Here is an 18,317-nt window from a genome sequence, read left to right on the forward strand (position 1 = left end):
GGACGGGCACAGATCAGCACAGACGAGCACGGACTGACATAGAGTAAGAGGGTTTAGGCTGCGGAAGGGTGTGCATGCGTTTCCGCGTGTATTACTTGGGTTCGTTGGGAAAGTCGCGCTTGAAGTGTGCGCGGAGATCGTCGAGCGATCCTTTGAACCAGTAGATCTTGCCGCCCAGGGCGCGTTTCGAGTGTGGTGGGATGCCACCGATGTTGACGATGCTGTGGAGGCAGTCGGCGGGGTGGTGATCGGTGACGTGGGTCGTTCGTTGCCAGTAGATGCCGCAGACCCAGGTCTTGTCGAGGTTGGTGCGCACGATAAGGCCGGAGTCCGTGGGTTCGAGCATGCGCGCGTTGTAGGGGCCGACTTCGGGCATGGTGTCGACATGGCCGTTGGTGATCAGGGAGTCCATGGCGATGCCGAGCGGGGTGCGCGCACCGACGGTGTCGCGAATGGCGGGCAGTGGCTGCCATGAATCGTGGCGAACGACGTGGGTTAAGCCCGTCTTCGAGGTGATGTCGCGTTGTGTTTCGTCCCAGAGGTCATATTCGCTGAAGGCGGGGGTCTCGGCGATTTCGCGTCGCCATGCGACGTTGGTCGTGCCGCCCATCCGGAAGCACTGTTGGACAGCGTAGTACTCGTTGAGTCCTTTGTCTGCGGTTTCGACAATCCACAGCATGTCGATGCCGTCTTCAGCAGGCGCGAGGTAGAAGGTCCATGTTTGGGGAAGCCAATCGGCGTCGCCGAGTACGATCTTCTTCGTGCGAAGACCGGGGCGGTTCGTGAACGAGGATTGGAGGGCGTCAGCGGCCTTGCGCAATTCTTCGGACGATGAATCGTTTGCGGGTATGTCGCCTGCAATCATCGGTGTATGTTCATGGAATCGATAACCGATGCGGTTACCGGGATGCAGTGCGTTTGTGATGGTGGCGTAGTTGCGGTCAGCCAACACGGTTACTGAGATAGACGGTTCACTGGCCGATGCTGCTTGGACAATGAAGAGCGCAATCAGAGATATCATTGACTGTACCTCGCATCTACCCGGCGCTATCGGTGCGGCGGTTCGGTCAACCCCGTCTGGAAATGAAGTCGATGGACCACTTCACCGAACCTGATTTCTTACTTGTGAGCGTGGCTCGCAAACAGTCTTTGTCGCCGTGAAAAACGGCGTCGACCGAATGAGGACTCGTACCGATAGTCTGACGAGCCCATACGTCGCCTGGCAAGACTATCCGCAGTTCGTAGGGTTCCCCGGCGACGACCGTGCTCACGCCGCTCAATACGCTCTCCCACTTTTCGTCGAATAGATCCATGGCGCCTTGCGTGACGTGACGGCTGGTACTTATCACGAAGGGGTGGGTTTCCATGGCGCGAATAGCGAGTACGCGGCAGGACTTGGCGGGGACATTAAGCGTGAGTTCATTCTTGAACGAAGGCAAGAGCTCGTTAGCCCAGTAGTCGAAGCAGGCGAATTCGGTGTCTTTGGGAAGGCCAAGGCTTTCACAGGTGACGGTGATGTCAGCGGCTTCGGAGTCGTGCCAGTTAAAGAGACCAACAACGTCGCGGCGGTAGTCTTCTCTTGCGTCGACGACTTGCCAGATACGGGGCATATCCTGTTCGAAGTAGTCAACGGGACGCGCGGGGAGGTGGTGGGTTGGCATGACGCGGCGCAGGATATCGAGGCGATCTTCGGGAAGGCCGGGAAGCCAATCGCTATTGACGGTGAGTTCGCCGCTGAGAGCCGCCCACGAGCAGATCAGGCGGGCTTGTTCGATAGGGACGGATGCGCGGACATAAACGGGATCGGGGTCGTTGTACCAAACGCGACCGTTGAAGAAGTAGCGGTTGGTGCCGTGCCAGGGGCCGGTCTTGATCCCCCCCCAGTCTTGTCCGTTGTCGGGACCTATGCGCATGGCGTCGAGCAGGCCGAAGCTCGCGCCGAGGGTGCGCATGTTCTGGGCGACGTTGCAGCCGAGGAGGAAGGTCTTCTCCCCCGCTGCTTCACGCACGACTTTGAGGCCGTTGCGATAGGCTTCGACGGGAGTCATGTGTTCGTCGTGGAGGACGGAGGTTCCGTAGTCGTCTTTCGCGTAACCATTGTTGACGTAGAGGATGCTTGTGCCGGTGCCGGTCCAGAGGCCGTCGAGTTTGAGGTACCCGAATCCCCAATTGCGGCAGATGCGGCGAATGTTATCCGCGAGGAATGCGCGGGCATCGGGGTGCGACATGTCAAGGCACCATCCGGCCCAGAATGCGTAGTAGAGCGAGCCGTTGGGTTGTTTCACAAACCAATCCTGATGGTCTTTCAGAGCGTCGCAAGTGGGGTTCCACGCGAAAGGCATAAGCCAAATGCCGGGGGTCATACCAGCAGCGCGCACGTTGGCGGCGGCGACCTGCATACCGCCGTCGCCGTAGGGGCCGTCTGGCGCGTGGCGCGTGAAGTCGGAGTGCGGGCCGTTCCACCATTTATCTTTGGCATCTATAGGTTTGCCCAGATACTCCTCCGTGAAGGTGCTGGTGTTCAGGGGACGGGATTCGCGAGAAGGACCTTGCCACATGTCATCGATTTGGACGAAGCTGAAGCCGTAGGGGGCGAGTTTCCCGGCGGCGAAACCGGCGAGGATTTTGAGGTCCTTCTGGTTGGATGCGCCGCCGCTGCGATCGGAGTACCAGGTGCAGTATCCAGCGGGTTGCGGCGGGAGTTTTATCTGGTAATACGCCGCGACGAGATCGGCGTATTGTTCGAGTCCAAGTCGCGCATCGTCAAAGTAACCGACGACGAACCATTCGGAGGCAAGCGTTGCGCTGGGTTCGAGAAGCGCGCCGCCGTATTCGCAGCGGGGCTCGAGGATCACGGCGTTGTTTTCGACGCGTGTGAAGACGAGACCGCTGCCTCGATCCTGGGAGAGCCACGCGGCAACTACGCCTGCGCGGGTTTTCGGGTTTGCGACGGCGAGAAAGGTATAGCTTCCGGGGTTAGCATCGGGAGCGGTGAGTCCGGCTGTGCCGAGCACTTTCAATTCCGTTGCAGGTACGGATAGGGCAAGCGGCGAGCGGAACGGGGTCATGTCGGCGATGGGTTCGGGTTGCGCGCTCGTGTTGGTGTGACGGGACTGGATGAAGGCGAAGGGCAATTCGGAGTTGACAGCGACGACGGTGGTGTCGCCGTTTTCGGCCACAAGTTCGAGGGCATTGCATTCGCCGAAGGGGGCGATGGTGACGACAGTTTGAGTCACGCGTGCCGGTTTGAACAGTGGTGCGGCGTTGGCGAGGAAATCCGAGGCGTCCGAGGTTGTGCGCAGGGAGAAGGTGGTGTCGGCGGGATTGGCCATTGCGACGATCTTGCCTTCGAGCGAGATGGTTGTGTCTTGCGCGGAAGCCGCAAGCGCGCCAATTGCCAGCAGTGTCAGGAATCCATTCAATGCTCTCACGACCGATCCCCCCTGGTGCCGTTTGCGTGATATGAACGGGCGATACATATTGCCAGGGGCATTGTACGCGGCGAGGTAGAGGTGGATCACGCGGTCTCGATGAGGTGGTGGGAGGAACCACTTGCGTCCTTACAGGACGCTCGGTGGGAGGGGCTGGGTACCCGGGGTTTCGATTCGCGTTTGGGACGCGAATCTCACCCCGGGCTGGAGTATGCCGTGCCTACGGCACGAAGAGGGAATTGAAGAGCATTGCGCGCGGAGTCTGCGCGCGTGGATGGGTTGTGCAATGGAGGAGAAGGTTGTTTTTTTGCCAGAATCCTCGTCCGCCTGAGGCGGACTCGGAATGACAGGAGGAAAGGTTGTCGTTGCCAGATGCCTCGCGTGGCATGGCAGGAAGGAGTGTGCGTGAGCGAGCGTCAAGGACATGAAAGCCAATGCGCTGGGCGACACAAGAGGCAAGAACATTAGGAATTAGGTGATGCCTCTCGTATCGTCATGACTGCATGAGTATGCTATGCGCATGGCCAATTGCGAGTGAGTCGAGTACATGCCGTCTTTAAGGGGGATTCCATGACGGAAGCAATCTCGTCTTCGGAAAGACAACCCGTTCCGCCGCCAATCCCGCGCAGAGAACTTTATCTTGGAGCTCCGGGAAGTATCGCGTGTATGGGCTGTGGGATCGTGATACTTCTCACGGCATGTCTGTTCGTGGTGATTATGTTTGTGGTCAATAAGACAGCAGCAACAGTTGAACCGGAAGTAGACGCGTTTCTCTCACTTATCGATCAGGGCAAGTATGATGAAGCCTACGCAAGCGCATCACCCAAGTTGCGTCAAGTGGCAGATTCCAAGGACTTCAACGCGATGTGTCGGATCTTGGACCAGGCCTTGGGGAGTTTTGAGTCCAAATCACCGAGACATGTACACACGAACTGGAATTCGGATGGCCGGAAGACGAGAAGGGTCACCTATCAAGCGATGTACAGCAAAGGTACGGCGACACTGACCTTAGACCTGGAATTCGACGAAGGGGTCTGGAAGGTTACAGGTGTTCACTGGAATTCCGACCTTCTGGCGGCATCGATGAAATGCCCGCACTGTGGAATGCAGCAAAGGCAGTTTGTGATGTACTGCGGGTCGTGCGGCAAACCACTGTTCAAGGAGGACAATCACGCGCAGGGTGCTGCAACAACACCGTGAAGTCTGCGGTATCGAGGGTAAGAAGTTTGGCTTTGCCAGAATCCTCGTCCGCCTGAGGCGGACTCGGAATGACAGGGGTAGGCTGTGCTCGAGCGAGCATCTAGGGTGTAAAAGCGAATGCGCCGATATTCATCTTTCCTTCGCGGGGCTTGCCGTCGAAGTCGGTTTTGACGTCCGTGTCTTTGCCTGCTGCGATGCAGGGTGAGCCTTGGGTTAGGCGGAAGTCGTGAGCGGCGAGGTCGCGGAAAAGCGGGTTGGCGGTGATGGATTGGGCGTCTTTGCCAGTGGCGGTTTGGTAGCCGGCGAATTGGGCCATGGTGTAGTTGGTGTCTTCCATGAGGATAAGGGGGCCGGTTTCCTGGTACCAGCAGTTGTTTTCAAGGGTGAGGCCCGCGCGGCCAGCGTCGGTCCAGCCGCGGAGGTATAGGCCGACAGTGGTTGATTCGTAGAAGATGTTGTTGCGAACAATCAGGTTTCGGGTTTGCGCGGGGTTGGAGTAAAAGCAGAGGTGTCTGCCGTTGGGGTCGGGGCGTTGAGCGTGGCCCCAGCCGTGGCCGGCGTTGACGCAGGTGTTGTTTTCAAAGACAACGTCGTAGGTCTCGGAGTCTTCGGGACGGTTCCAGTATTCGAAGGAGTATTCGCAGTTCCAGATGACGTTGTTGCGGTAGACGATGTTGTAATGCTTCGTGCGTGGGCCGCTGCTTTGATTGGTGAGGGCGGCGTCGTAGATTTCCCAGAGCCGGCAGCGTTCGACGAGGCAGTCGTGGCCGTTGGCCCAGAATTCGACGCCGTTGCCAAAGCGGACGGTTTTGTCCCCTCCCATCTGGTCGCCGCCGCCGATGTAGCCGAAATCGCAGTCGCGAACGGTGATGTGGTGTGTGTTTGCGCCGCCGACGCCGTGGGCAGCACCGTATTTGAGGGTCAGGTTTTCGTAGATGAGGTGAGACCGGTTGGTCTGGTCGATGAGGTGGCGGCGTAGAGCGCATTCGATGTTGGCGTGCACAACGGCGGGGTTGGCTGTGGAGTATACGCATACGACGCGGGCGTCTTCGTCGTACCAGTATTCGTCTTGTTTGTCGAGATCGGCTTTTTCCCACACTTTCAAGCCGCAGGACTTTTCATTGTCGAAGATGATGTTGCCGACGTCGCGGTCGAGAAAACCGTCGCCGAGGCATTCGACGAGGCTCATGTCGAACACTTCGAATGCCGCGCCGGGGGGCATAGCCTGGCCGAGCATGAAACCGATGCGGGCGTCGGGCGCGGCGATGGTGGAGCGGTAGTACAACTCAAATCGCCGTTCCCCTTCGTTGTGGAGGGGCGCAACGTTGCGTTGTTCTTCGTAGGATGACCACGGGGGGCCGTCTTTGAACAGCCTTGGTGGAGGCATGTCGAAGGGTAGCGTGGTCTTCGTTGCGAAAACGAGTTTGTAGAGCGCACCGGCGTTCACGGGGAAGCGTTGTGTGAAGGCTTGGATTTCGGAGGGTGCTTCGCCGGAGGACGAGCATGTCACGGTGAAGCCGCGCGGGTTGGCAGTAAGTTGTGCACGGGCCTGGCCTTCGGTATGAAACCGCATCGCGGGCGTGAGGACTTCTGAGCCGGTCGCGGCGGGGTTGGTCGTGGACCAGATGTTGCCGCCAAGGTCGACCCAGTCTTCGGGACGGTTCTTCTGCACGGAGCCGAGTATGAGCGGTTTTTCGCCTTCGCCATATGCTCCGTAGAGGATCGGGGCACCTTCGGCGCCGGAGGCGGCGGGGATGATTTGGCCGCGCCAGGTGTCGCCACGCCGGAGAAGGATTCGGTCGCCGGGGAGGAAGACCGTGGTGTTGGCGCGGGATAGTGTCTTCCAGGGCGCATCGGGTGATGTGCCGGGGTTTTCGTCGGAGCCGCTGGCGGCAAGGTAATAGACCGTAGCGTGAGATTGGGCGGTGAACAGGCTGGCCAGCGCGATGGTGATTGAGAGCAGGGCCGTGGACCTTTGGAGGGGCATGGTGCTTTTTCCCTGGGGTTGAGGTGGGATTGTAGCACGGACTGACACGGACGAGGTGGACGAAGTGGACTGTGAGGACGGCGGGGATTGCAAGGATAGTAAAGACGGCGAGGGCGGCAAAACTTGGAGGAAGTGGGCGGAAGTCAGGCGTGCGGACGCGGAACTTGACCCGCCAGTATTTAGGAAGTATCGTATGAACCGTTTCGTGCAACTTTCCCACGGCGGCGTACATTCATTACATGGTTTGAGCGCGACGCCGTACTGTCTCTGTGTGGAGTGGAATCGCGATGAGCGGCTCCTTCGGTAGGTCAGATCGCTTGTGCGGGGGACACGGTAGCATTAGCGCGGTGACGCGCGGAAAGGGGACTTCAATGATGCGTCGAAACTATGCGGTATGCATGGCGACGGGTCGGCTGATTTGCCTGGCCCTTGCTGCAGGTTTCCTGTTCAGTTCTTGTCAGTCGGTGAACAATCCGTTTGTGCGCCAGAGCGGTCCGCCCGCGCAGTTGGAGGGCGCGCCTCCGGCAGAACCGGCGCCACCGCAAGGAGTGGAGCCCGCCCCACCGCAGCAGGGTCTTGCGCTTTCGGCACAGCAGCGGTTTCCGGATGTTCCGCTGCCGACGGGCGTGAAGGCGGACATGGAACGTACGTTCGTATATGAGGACAAGTCGTTTCAGGTGGGGCGCATGGTGTATATGACGAAGTCGAAGCCGAACGAGCTGGCGAACTTCTACATTCGGGAGTGCCCGGCGGCAGATTGGCAGTTGACGAATACGATTGAGGCAAGCGTCATTGAGCTCAGTTTCCGGAAGCCCGGAAAGAAACTGAAGGTGGAGATTCGCGACCTTGGCATGGCGGCCGGCGGGCGTCAACTCATATTGACAATGACACCGGACGGCACGCAATGAAGCGCGCGGTCCTCGTCAGCGCACTGATTCTTCTGGCGGCTGCATTTGTACGATGCAATTCGCCGATAACCGAGGAAATGCCGAGCATTCCGGGGATTACGAGTCAGAAGGTCAGCGACGAGGATCAGATAGCCGCGGTACTGACGGACATTCATCAGGGTATCCAATCGCGGCGGATATTCAAGGTGTTGGCGCATATTTCGCGGAGTTACAGCGATCCTGAAGGGATGGATTACACGGCCCTGCAGAATTATCTAAATGAGTTTTTCAAGAACTACAAAGAGGTCCGCGTGACGCGAGTGCCGCCGCGGGTGTTTGTGCAGGGAACGAGGGCGCGCGTTGTGGAGACGTTTGGAACGCGGGCTGAGCCGTTTAACGCAGAGAAGAATCCGCCGTTGAACATCCAGGGGCAGGTGAACATCTACCTGGAGAAAGTCAACGGCGAATGGCAGATAACCGAGTGGTCACGCGTTCAGTAACCGGAATGAGCTAAGGAGCAAGTCACGGCAATGGCCCAGGATCCCAAGAAGAAAAAGGTTGTGAAGTCGCTTTTCGACGATCACAAGGTAGAGAAGAGCGATTGGGCGGCGTTTGTGGAGCAAGTGAAAGAGAATCCTGCTCTGTATGCCGGGGCGGCCGTGTTCATCGTGGTGTGCTTCCTGCTGGGAGTGCTTTACCGGGGCCATTCATTGTCGGCCAAGCGCGAGTTGTTGACGCAGTACGCGGAGGCGCAGAAGGAGTATGAGCCCGCCAAGCTGGTTGCGGCGCTGGAGCCGTTGGCAGATGGGCGCGGCGAGATTCACGCCGAAATCACGTATATGCTGGGAGAGGCGGCGTTGCGAGCCAGTGAGTACGACAAGGCGAAGCAGGCATTTGAGAAGGTGCGCAGCCAGTTCCCCGATTCCGAGAACGTCGCGGATGCGGTGGAAGGGTTGGGATTTGTCGCTGAACAGCAGAACGATCCGGACGCGGCGATCGCCTACTATCGAGAGGTATCGACAAAGTGGCCGAAGAGTTTTGCGGCACGTAAGCAGTCGTTAAACATCGGGCGCGTGGAAGAAGCGCGCGGCCGGTTCAAGGAAGCGATGGACGCCTATAAGGAAGTCTCGCTTAGCTTTGCGGGGTCGCACGCGGCATCGGATGCGCAAGCGGCGATTGATCGGCTTGCCAAGGAGCATCCGGAATTGGCTCCGCCTCCGGCTCCCGCAGAAGCTGCTCCTGCCGAAGGTGCTCCAGCAGCCGGGGAAACGCCTACGGACGTGCCGAAACTGAACCTGACGGTTCCCGTGAGCCCGACTCCGGAAGCGCCGGCTGCGAGCACGGAAGCAGAGATGCCGGCTGAACCGGCACCAGCAGCTCCGGCCGCAGAAACGCCGCCGGCTGCGGATTCCGCGGCAGCACCCGCAGCCGAGCAGACTCCTCCGCCCGCTCAGTAACATCGGGAAGAGCGCGGCGCGTCGGACGAGATGGTCCGTGATCGTCGGTCACGGATGGTATACGCCGTATTGCCGGTTTGCAGCCGGTTAATCCATTGGTATCAACCCTTCCAGAAACGAGGCTTTGGCCTACAACAGGAAAGGACTCGTTGTCATGTCGACAATCGGATCTTGTTTCTTCGCCGGAATCGTCACACTCCTTGCGGCCGGTGAACCCGTCGACGTATTGCAGGGCGTCAAGCCGCCGTTGGCGAACGTTGTTCCGCCCGTTATCTCACCGGAGCACATGTACCGTGGAATGGACGCTAAGGCGTGGCAGTTGCCAATTGCGGTTGCCCCGTTTGAGGAACACGTGAGGGCGATCACTGTGCCGCAACCCGGTGGCCAAGTGGAAGGCCTCGTTTTCGACGAGGGTGGCAATCTTGTGGCGCTGGGACCGGATGGCACGTACCGTCTGACGGCGTCGGGCCAGTGGGAGCAAGGTTCGACCGTGGGCATGTTGGGCCCGATTCGTTTGAGGGAAGCTTTGCGTTGCGCGAAATCGGCGGCGGAGTTTTCGGCGGTGCTTCAGAACCGGGATTTGAAGGGCACGGTGACCGGAGTGGCCGAGTTGGGGGCGACGTGGTGGTTGGGGACGGAGAAGGGGTTGTATTCGTTTTCGCATGACGACGGCCTCAAGTATCACGAAAGCTATGGGGTGGACGGACCCCTGGCGACAACGATTACGGCGCTTGCGAAGGACTCGAAGGGGACGCTGTGGGTGGGAACGCCGGTGGGCCTCAGCCGCATGCAGTCAGACGGGACCTGGAGCGCATTCACGGGCAGGAATGGAATGCCGATCGAGGCAGTCACGGATCTGGTGGCCGATTCGAACGATCGGCTGTGGATAGGCACGGCTCATGGGCTAATCCAGTACCGGCCTTACGAGAAGGGTCGCCAGTGGTTCTATCGCGCGGGCAAGCGGTATTTGCCGAACGATCTCGTGCAAGCGATTGCGGTGAGCGCGGATGCGAAGACGGTCTACACATTGACGGCGGAAGGCATCGGCCGCATCGACGTTAAGACGACAACGTTGCTTGAAAAGGCGCAGACCATCGAGAAACTGGTGAATGAGCGCCACCGGCGGTTTGGGCTTGTCGCAGAGTGTGTGCTGGACAACGCGGAGAATCCTACTTCCCATCGGATCGATGACAACGACAACGACGGCCTCTGGACGGCGTATCACGTGGGGGCGATGTCGCTCTGCTACGGGGCGACCAAGGATGAGGCGGCAAAACAGTCGGCGCACGAAAGCATGCACGCGTTGTACATGCTGCAGAACGCGTCGGGTACGCCGGGGCTTGTGGCGCGCAGTGTTGTGCCGATTTCTGAGCGGGCCAGCAAGAACGAGCAGTGGCGCGAGACACCTGACGGAAAGCTGCTCTGGAAGAGCGACACGTCGAGCGACGAGATTGACGGGCATTACTTTGCTTTCTACACGTACTACGAGCACATCGCGCAGCACGACCCCGAAGAGAAGGCGCTAATAGAGAAACAGGTGCGCGCGCTGACGGATTATCTTCTCGCGAACGATTATCAACTGATAGACTGGGACGGCGAGCGCACGCGATGGGGATTCTGGGACCCGAAGGCCATCAACGATACGTCGTCGAACTTTCTGGAAAACGGCCTGAATTCGCTGCAAATGCTGTCGTTTCTGCGGGTAACACATTACATTACGGGTGACGAGAAGTATCTCGAGCATTACCGCAAGCTGATTGTCGAACATCGTTACTTGAGCAACGTGCTTCTTACAAAGAAGGTGTTCCCGGATGACAACAACCATTCGGACGACCAGCTTGGGTTTGTGGCGTGGTATCCGATCGTCCAGATTGAGCACGACCCCGTAATTCGGGCGGCGCTGCTCGGTGGGCTGAGGCGGCATTACATGGTCGTTGCTTCGGAGCAGCCGAGTTTCTACACGTTCGTATATGCGACGATCGATCCCATTCAGGCCGACCTGGAAGGCGCTATCGAGAACCTCCGGCAGATTCCGACGGATCGGCGACAGTGGCCGATGATCAACAGCATACGCGCGGATGTTCAGTTTGCGGATCGGGGCAACCGGTTCGACAAGCCTGTGCTCACGCATGTTTTGCCCGCAGATGAACGTAGTTTCTCCAAATGGAACGGCGACCCGTATGAACCCGATCGCGGCGATGGTGAACAGGTTGAGGACGATGGCGCAGCGTATTTGTTGCCGTATTGGATGGGGAGGTTCCACGGGTTCATTGTGGAGGGGAACTGAGAGACTGAATGGGGCCCATGGGACCGATGGGGCCAGCGGTTGCATAAGGTAGTGGAGAGTCGCAGCCGAGGGCGGCTGCGCCACATCCAAGAGCGGCTGCGCAGCATAGAGTAGGCGCGCGCGGAGAGTTCCTCCAGGCTGCTCGGAATGTCTTATGCGTTGCCGGATTCTCGGGCAAGGTTGCCGCGGACGGCGGGCAGCACCACTTTTGAAATCGCCAGGGCAATCACGCCCGCGGATAGCGCCAGCATCAGCAAGGCGAATACGGCAAGCACGTACTGTCCCTTGTGGAGATAGTTGTTGAGCAGCAGGCTGACCGATGCCAAGGTGGTGATAATCATGAAGACCGCGGGAATGAGCGCAAACAAGAACGTGCGGCCTTTCATGAGCAGCCATGCGGTGACGACGATAAGGGTCAGGGCCGCGAGCAGTTGGTTGGCCGCGCCGAACGCAGGCCACAAAGCGGTAAACGCGTTGGTGTAGCTCAACACGAGCATGCACAAAACGGCCAAGCACGAGTTGACCCAGTGATTGCGAAGCATTGCCGGGGTCTCTTTGAATAGCATGGCCCACAGTTCTTCGAAGAGATACCGGTTGAGGCGAACGGCGGCATCAAGCGTCGTTATCACGAACCCTTCCACGAGCAGCACTCCAAACACGGTTCCCAGGGCAATAGGAATGCCGAGGGCATTGTGGTAGAGATGGCCGGAGGCAAGGCTAAACGCGAGAATCGGGTTGGATTTTTGGCCTTCGGCAACCGTCCAGACAATGGACTTGTAATCGTCGAAGGTGAGGCCAACGCCGACGGCGACGAGGACACAAACGGCGAGCAAGGATTCCAGGAGCATGGCGTTGAACCCGATGGCGCGCGTGTCGGTTTCGCTGGAGATTTGTTTGACGGTGGTGCCGCTGCTCACGAGCGAGTGGAAGCCGGAAATGGCGCCGCACGCGATCGTAATAAACATCATGGGCCAAAGCAGGCCGAGATTCTTCACGCCTTCTTCAATGTTGAACGAGGGCATGGATAGTGTCGTGCCTTGGCCTCCCGCGACCATGATGGAGCAGACGAGGAGCCCAATGCCCGCGTAAAGGATCTGAACGTTGATGAAGTCGCGGGGCTGAAGAATGACCCATACGGGCGTGCTCGATGCGAACAAGACGTAGATGGAGATGAGAATCAGCCAGTGAGTCGAACTCAGGATGATCGGAAACTTGATGCCCATGAGAATCGAGCCGATGCACACGGCGGATGCAAGCAGATAAGCGGGCAGTTTGGAGATGCCACGCTTGTACATGAGCCAGCCGAGGATGGGCGAAAACAGCGTGATGATCAGTACGGAAGTCGACGCAATGCCTCCGATCCGGCCAAACGCGACGCCATTTACGTCAACGGTTTTGAGAAAGGTCTGATCCGGGGCTAACGCCAGTTTGTCCACGGGCCAAATAGACGTGAGCGAGGTAGTGACCGCGCTGAGGAACGAGGCGTTGACGAGCATGATCATCGTTGTCGTGAAAAGGATGAACAGGAATGCGCCTTGTCTGCCCAGGGTCTGGCGCGCCACCTCGGCGATGGACTTTCCTTGCTCTCGGGCGGATACAAAGAGTGCGGTGAAATCGTGCACGGCGCCAATGAAGATGCCGCCAATAACGACCCAGAGCCAGGCAGGTACGAAACCGTAGAGGATGGCCATTGTGGGTCCGAGGATAGGACCTGCCCCGGCGATTGCGGAAAAGTGGTGCGCGAATACGACATGCCGCTTTGAGGGTACAAAGTCGCGTCCATCGTTCTTGACGCATGCGGGAGTCGGATGGGCCGCATCCACGCCGAGGCGTCGCGCCACGTACGCGCCGTAGACGCGTTGGGCGAGCATGAAAGCTGCGATAGCAAGCACGAGAAAGACAAGTATATTCATGGAAGGCCCCAACATTGCATAGGACGAACGGACTGATCGTAAAGGTACCATTGCGGGGGAATACGTTCAAACCGGGTGAGAGCCAGGAAACCCTGCGGTCAGCGAAGGAGATCGCAGAAGGCCTTCTCCGCAAAAGTTCTGTATGCGCCACGGCGGCGAATGACGCCGATGGTCACCTGGGGAAGGCCGGAGACGTTGACCAGGGCCAATTGCCGGTCCGAGCCTGAGATTACGTTTCGAGGCAGGAAGGAAATGCCGATCCCCTCGGCAACGTAACGTTTGATCACCTCGAAGCTGCCACTGTCCAGCACAATTTGCGGATCGAACCCTTGTTCGCGAAAGTGCTCGCGAAGCAACATGCCGGTGCGGGTGTGTTCGTCCAGGAGCAGGAAGGATTCATCCTTAAGGTCGGCGAGAATAACACTGCGACGTTTTGCGATGGGGCTTTGTTTGGGCACAACCAGCGCAAGATTCTGCTTGAAGAGTTCCTGTTCTTCCAGTTCGGCGCGGCGGACCGGCAGGGTCACAATGCCGAGGTCGAGGTCGCCGCGAGCAACCTGATCGGCAACGGCTTCGGTGGGCCGGTTGACGATGACGAGGCGAGTCTGCGGCAAGGCGCGCGCGAATTGGCGGACGATGGGCGGCAGCACGTAGAGCGCGGTGGTGTCGCTGGTGCCCAGGCGCAGTTCGCGGACCCGGGACTCGTCGAAGTCGCGCAGCTCGCGCGAGAGGGCGTCGGCGTCGGCAAGCAGGCGGCTTGCGCGCGTGTAGAGGGCCGCACCGGATGGAGTCAGTTTGCACGTGGCGCGTTCCAGGAGGACGTGGCCGGTTTCGCGTTCGAGGGCTTTGATTTGCTGGCTTACGGCGGGTTGGGAACGGTGGACGCGTTCGGCAGCGGCACGAAAGCTGCCGGAATCCACGACGGCACAGAAGCAGCGCAGGCTATCGAGTGTCACGGGGACCTCCCATAAGGAAATCTTATCGACCATATTAAATGATTTCATTTGCATTATAAAGTGGGGGCTCGTATCGTGTTGTACGGGCTGTGGGAAGAACCGTTTGGAGTAAGCAATGAGCCAAGAAAAGAGCCGGCTAAGTTATAAGGACGCGGGCGTGAACATCGATGCCGCGGACGAAGCCATTCGACAGATCAAAGACATGGTGAACAAGACCTTCGATGACCGGGTGCTTTGCGACATAGGCACCTTCGGGGCGATGTACAGCCTCGACACGAAGGGGATGGAAGAGCCGATTCTGGTGTCGAGCGTGGACGGAGTGGGCACGAAGCTCAAGCTGGCGTTCATGATGGACAAGCACGACACGATCGGGATCGACCTGGTTGCGCACTGCGTGAACGATATTCTGGTTCAAGGGGCGCGGCCGTTGTTCTTCCTGGACTATCTGGCATTTGGGAAGCTCGATCCGCGGGTCGTGGTAGAGGTGATACGCGGACTGACGATTGGCTGCCGTTACGCGGGATGCGCGCTTATTGGCGGCGAGACGGCCGAAATGCCGGGGATGTATTTCGAGAACGAGTACGACATATCGGGAACGATTGTCGGGGTCGTGGATCGAAAGCGTATCGTGGACGGGTCGACGGTTGAGCCGGGCGACGTGATTATCGGTCTGCCGTCGAGCGGGCTGCACACGAACGGGTACAGCCTGGCGCGCAAGATTTGTTTCGACGTGGCCAAGATGTCATGGAAAGATGAAGTGCCTCGGCTGGGCAAGAGCTTGGGCGAGGCGTTGTTGGAGCCGCATCGCAGCTATGCCACGCTGGTGCGTCTGTTGATGAAGATAGTGAACATCAAGGGCATGGCGCACATCACCGGCGGCGGTATTACGGATAACTTACCACGGGCGCTGCCGAAGAACGCCGGGGCGTTGATCGATCTCACGAAATGGGAAGTGCCGCGCATCTTCGGATTCCTTCAGGAGCTGGGCGGCGTGGAAGAGCGCGAAATGCTGCGCACGTTCAACCTCGGCATGGGCTTCCTGGTTATCGTAAGCGAGGCAGAAGCGGATCGCGCGTTGCGCACGTTGAGCCAGGCAGGCGGAGAAGGGACCATCATCGGTCGCGTCGTCGAGGGGGAACACAAGGTGAATTACACGGGGAGCCTTCGGTATGCCGGTTAGCGAACAGGTGGCGCCAGCGGCGGTTTCTCACCGAATTGAAGTGGGAATGAAGCGGGATCTGCCCGATCCGGCGGGAATGGGAACGCGTTCGCGTATCGCCGAGGATTTGGGCATCGAAGTAACGGACGTGCGCGTGATTGATGTGTACACGGTCGTGGGATCGTTTACATCGGAAGAGCTGGATCGCGTGCGAACCGAGCTGTTCATGGACCCGATCATTCAGGAGTCCGCGCTGAATGCCTCATTGGCACATGACTACGATTTTGCAATTGAAGTCGGTTTCCGCCCGGGTGTGACGGACAACGTGGGCAAGAGTTCGGCTGAAGGCATCTCGGATACGATTGGCCGCGCGTTGAAAGACGGCGAGACGGTTTATAAGTCGACGTTGTACGCCATCAAAGGCGGGGTATCCGCGAAGCTATGCGAGCGTATTGCGCGCGATCTGCTTGCCAACGAGTTAATACAGCGTTGGGTGGTGAAGTCGGCGAGCGAGATGAAGGCTTTGGATGGTCAGAGCCTGCTCGGATTGCCAGTCGTGACGGATCGCAGCGACGTTTCAGTGCACACGGTAGACCTCGAATTGTCCGACAAGGCGCTGGTGTCGTTGAGCCGGGACAAGATGCTTGCGCTGGAACTCGACGAGATGAAAGCGATTCGCGACTACTACCGCGATCCAAAAACGAAGGCGATGCGCGCGGAGGCAGGTCTTCCGGAATCGCCGACGGACATCGAGTTGGAAATCCTGGCGCAGACGTGGTCGGAGCACTGCAAGCACAAGATCTTCAACGCGAAGATTGAGTACGAGGACGAAACCGGAAAGACTCGGGAGATCGATTCCCTCTTCAAGAGTTACGTCAAGGCGACCACGGATGAGGTTCGCAAGCAAGTCGATTGGCTGGTCAGCGTGTTTCACGACAACGCGGGCATCATCAAGTTCGACGACAAGTGGAATTTCTCGCTGAAGGTCGAGACGCACAATAGTCCTTCCGCGCTGGACCCATACGGCGGAGCGATTACGGGAATCGTGGGCGTGAACCGCGACATTCTAGGCGCGGGCTTGGGGTGCAAGTGTATCTTGAACACGGACGTGTTCTGCTTCGCGTCGCCCTTTTACGAAGGCGAGATTCCGCCACGGCTGATGCATCCACGGCGCGTGTTGCGCGGCGTGCATCAGGGCGTAAAGGACGGCGGCAATCAAAGCGGCATCCCCGACGTGAACGGCGCGATTGTGTTTCACGAGCGATTCCTGGGCAAGCCCTTGGTCTTTTGCGGCACGGGCGGCCTAATCCCCGCGACGGTAGCGGGCAAGCCGAGTCACGAGAAGGGCGCGGAGCCCGGCGATCTAATCGTTATGTGCGGCGGGCGCATCGGTAAAGACGGCATTCACGGGGCGACGTTCTCTTCCGAGGAATTGCACGAGGGATCGCCCGCAACGGCGGTGCAGATTGGCGACGCCATCACGCAAAAGAAGATGGCGGACTTTCTGTTGGAAGCCCGCGATCTGGGCTTGTTCTCATGCATTACCGACGACGGCGCGGGTGGTTTGTCTTCGAGTATCGGCGAGATGGCGCGCGCGTCGGGAGGCGCCGAAGTCCATCTGGATCGCGCTCCGCTGAAGTATCCGGGGCTTGCGCCGTGGGAGATTTTCCTGTCCGAGGCACAGGAGCGCATGACGTTGTCGGTGCCGCCGGAACACGAGGCGGCGTTTATGGATTTGGCGAAGCGACGCGCGGTGGAGGCCACCGTGCTGGGCACATTCACCAATTCGGGGCGGCTCGAGTGCTATTTCGAGAACAAGCGCATCGCCGCGCTGGATATGAATTTCCTTCATGACGGTGTGCCGCGGATGCACCTGAAGGCAAAGTGGAAGGCGCCGGAACTCAAGCCGGAGTTGGTCGTCGAGAGCAGGGATCTGGTCGACGACTTGAAAGCCGTGTTGGGTTCGTTGAACGTGTGCAGCAAGGAAACCTTCGTGCGCATGTACGACCACGAAGTGCTAGCGCAGAGCGTGCTGAAGCAATTTCAGGGAATCGATCACGACGGTCCCGGCGACGCGGGCGTGATACGGCCGGTGCCGGGTTCCAAACGAGGCATCGCGATTTCGTGCGGCATCGTGCCGAAGTACAGCGACATCGACACGTACGCGATGATGGCGAATGCCATCGACGAAAGCGTGCGAAATCTGATTGCAGTGGGCGCGGAGTTGGGACTGATTGCAGGACTCGACAATTTCTGCTGGCCGGACCCGGTGCAGAGCGAGAAGACGCCGGACGGCGCGTATAAGCTGGCGCAGTTGGTGCGGTGCTGCGAGGCGTTGTATGACGTGTGCACGGCGTACAGCATTCCGCTGATCAGCGGCAAAGACAGCATGAAAAACGACTACAAGATCGGCGACACGAAGATTTCGATTCCGCCGACGGTGTTGTTTACGGCGGCGGCCATCCTTCGCGACGTGACCAAGACGGTATCAATGGACGTCAAGCGACCGGGAGACGTGGTGTACGTCGTGGGCGAGACGAAGAACGAGATGGGGGGCAGCGAATACCTGGCGTTGCGTGGTCAACTGGGCGTGAACGCGCCGAAAGTGGACCCGGCCAAGGCACGCGCAATCTACGAGAAGCTGTCCGCCGCCATCGGCAAAGGGTTGGTGGCGTCGTGTCACGATTGTTCCGACGGCGGGCTTGGCGTGGCGCTTGCGGAATCGGCTTTTGCAGGCGGATTCGGAATGGAAGTGGACATCGCACGCGTGGGCGCGGAAAGCAATGTGGTGGCGATGTTCAGCGAATCGGCGAGCCGGTTTGTGACGACCGTGCATCCGGAGCGGGTGGGCGAGTTCGAGGCGGCGCTCGCGGGTTGCCCGGTTACGAAAGTAGGAGCGGTTATCGCTGAAGAGGTGTTTCATCTGAGCGGACTCAACGGGTTCCAGGACAAGGTCGCATTGTCCGAATTGAAGACGGCGTGGCAACGTCCGCTGCGCTGGTAATGAACCAGGGGGGTACAGGGGTGTATTCGAGGAAGC

The 18,317-nt window shown here is 59.0% G+C and carries 12 protein-coding genes; 7 read left to right on the forward strand and 5 right to left on the reverse strand.

Annotation, left to right across the window (positions count from 1 at the left end; genetic code table 11):
- Positions 1 to 91: 91 nt before the first annotated feature.
- A complete protein-coding gene (locus K1Y02_03910) occupies positions 92 to 1,021 on the reverse strand; it encodes a hypothetical protein (protein MBX7255487.1) in 930 nt (309 codons plus the stop codon).
- A 46-nt stretch (positions 1,022 to 1,067) separates the two neighbouring features.
- Positions 1,068 to 3,431, reverse strand: a complete 2,364-nt coding sequence (locus tag K1Y02_03915) for an alpha-galactosidase (GenBank protein MBX7255488.1) — start codon at positions 3,429 to 3,431, stop codon at positions 1,068 to 1,070.
- Positions 3,432 to 4,001: 570 nt separating this feature from the next.
- Here K1Y02_03915 and K1Y02_03920 point away from each other — a divergent pair.
- A complete protein-coding gene (locus K1Y02_03920; GenBank protein MBX7255489.1) occupies positions 4,002 to 4,631 on the forward strand; it encodes a DUF4019 domain-containing protein in 630 nt (209 codons plus the stop codon).
- A 100-nt stretch (positions 4,632 to 4,731) separates the two neighbouring features.
- Here K1Y02_03920 and K1Y02_03925 read toward each other — a convergent pair whose 3' ends face one another.
- The gene (locus K1Y02_03925; GenBank protein ID MBX7255490.1) at positions 4,732 to 6,618 is read right to left on the reverse strand and encodes a hypothetical protein; all 1,887 of its coding nucleotides are present in this window, start codon (positions 6,616 to 6,618) and stop codon (positions 4,732 to 4,734) included.
- Between the two features lie 371 nt (positions 6,619 to 6,989).
- Between K1Y02_03925 and K1Y02_03930 the strand changes: the two genes are divergently transcribed.
- The 4 genes from K1Y02_03930 (at position 6,990) to K1Y02_03945 (ending at position 11,249) form a co-directional block, all read left to right on the forward strand.
- Positions 6,990 to 7,526, forward strand: a complete 537-nt coding sequence (locus K1Y02_03930; protein MBX7255491.1) for a hypothetical protein — start codon at positions 6,990 to 6,992, stop codon at positions 7,524 to 7,526.
- Entirely contained in the window at positions 7,523 to 8,005 is a 483-nt protein-coding gene (locus K1Y02_03935; protein ID MBX7255492.1) for a hypothetical protein, read from the forward strand. Before K1Y02_03930 ends, K1Y02_03935 begins: the two co-directional genes overlap by 4 nt.
- A 30-nt stretch (positions 8,006 to 8,035) precedes the next feature.
- A complete protein-coding gene (locus K1Y02_03940) occupies positions 8,036 to 8,962 on the forward strand; it encodes a tetratricopeptide repeat protein (protein MBX7255493.1) in 927 nt (308 codons plus the stop codon).
- A gap of 154 nt (positions 8,963 to 9,116) precedes the next feature.
- Positions 9,117 to 11,249 (forward strand): hypothetical protein, encoded by a 2,133-nt coding sequence (locus K1Y02_03945; protein ID MBX7255494.1) that lies wholly within the window; start codon positions 9,117 to 9,119, stop codon positions 11,247 to 11,249.
- A gap of 152 nt (positions 11,250 to 11,401) precedes the next feature.
- Here K1Y02_03945 and K1Y02_03950 read toward each other — a convergent pair whose 3' ends face one another.
- On the reverse strand, positions 11,402 to 13,162 hold the full coding sequence (locus K1Y02_03950) for a carbon starvation protein A (GenBank protein ID MBX7255495.1): 1,761 nt from the start codon (positions 13,160 to 13,162) through the stop codon (positions 11,402 to 11,404).
- Between the two features lie 98 nt (positions 13,163 to 13,260).
- A complete protein-coding gene (locus tag K1Y02_03955) occupies positions 13,261 to 14,118 on the reverse strand; it encodes a LysR family transcriptional regulator (protein MBX7255496.1) in 858 nt (285 codons plus the stop codon).
- Positions 14,119 to 14,233: 115 nt separating this feature from the next.
- On the opposite strand from K1Y02_03955, the gene purM reads away from it, so the two are divergent.
- Both purM and K1Y02_03965 read left to right on the forward strand, forming a co-directional pair.
- Positions 14,234 to 15,298 carry a phosphoribosylformylglycinamidine cyclo-ligase gene (purM, locus tag K1Y02_03960; GenBank protein MBX7255497.1) on the forward strand — a complete coding sequence of 355 codons (1,065 nt, stop codon included), beginning with the start codon at positions 14,234 to 14,236 and terminating at the stop codon, positions 15,296 to 15,298.
- Entirely contained in the window at positions 15,288 to 18,281 is a 2,994-nt protein-coding gene (locus K1Y02_03965) for a phosphoribosylformylglycinamidine synthase (GenBank protein ID MBX7255498.1), read from the forward strand. The genes purM and K1Y02_03965 overlap by 11 nt, the downstream gene beginning before the upstream one ends.
- Positions 18,282 to 18,317 lie beyond the last annotated feature (36 nt).

Source organism: Candidatus Hydrogenedentota bacterium (assembly GCA_019695095.1).
In the GTDB taxonomy this organism is placed as follows: Bacteria; Hydrogenedentota; Hydrogenedentia; order Hydrogenedentales; family SLHB01; genus JAIBAQ01.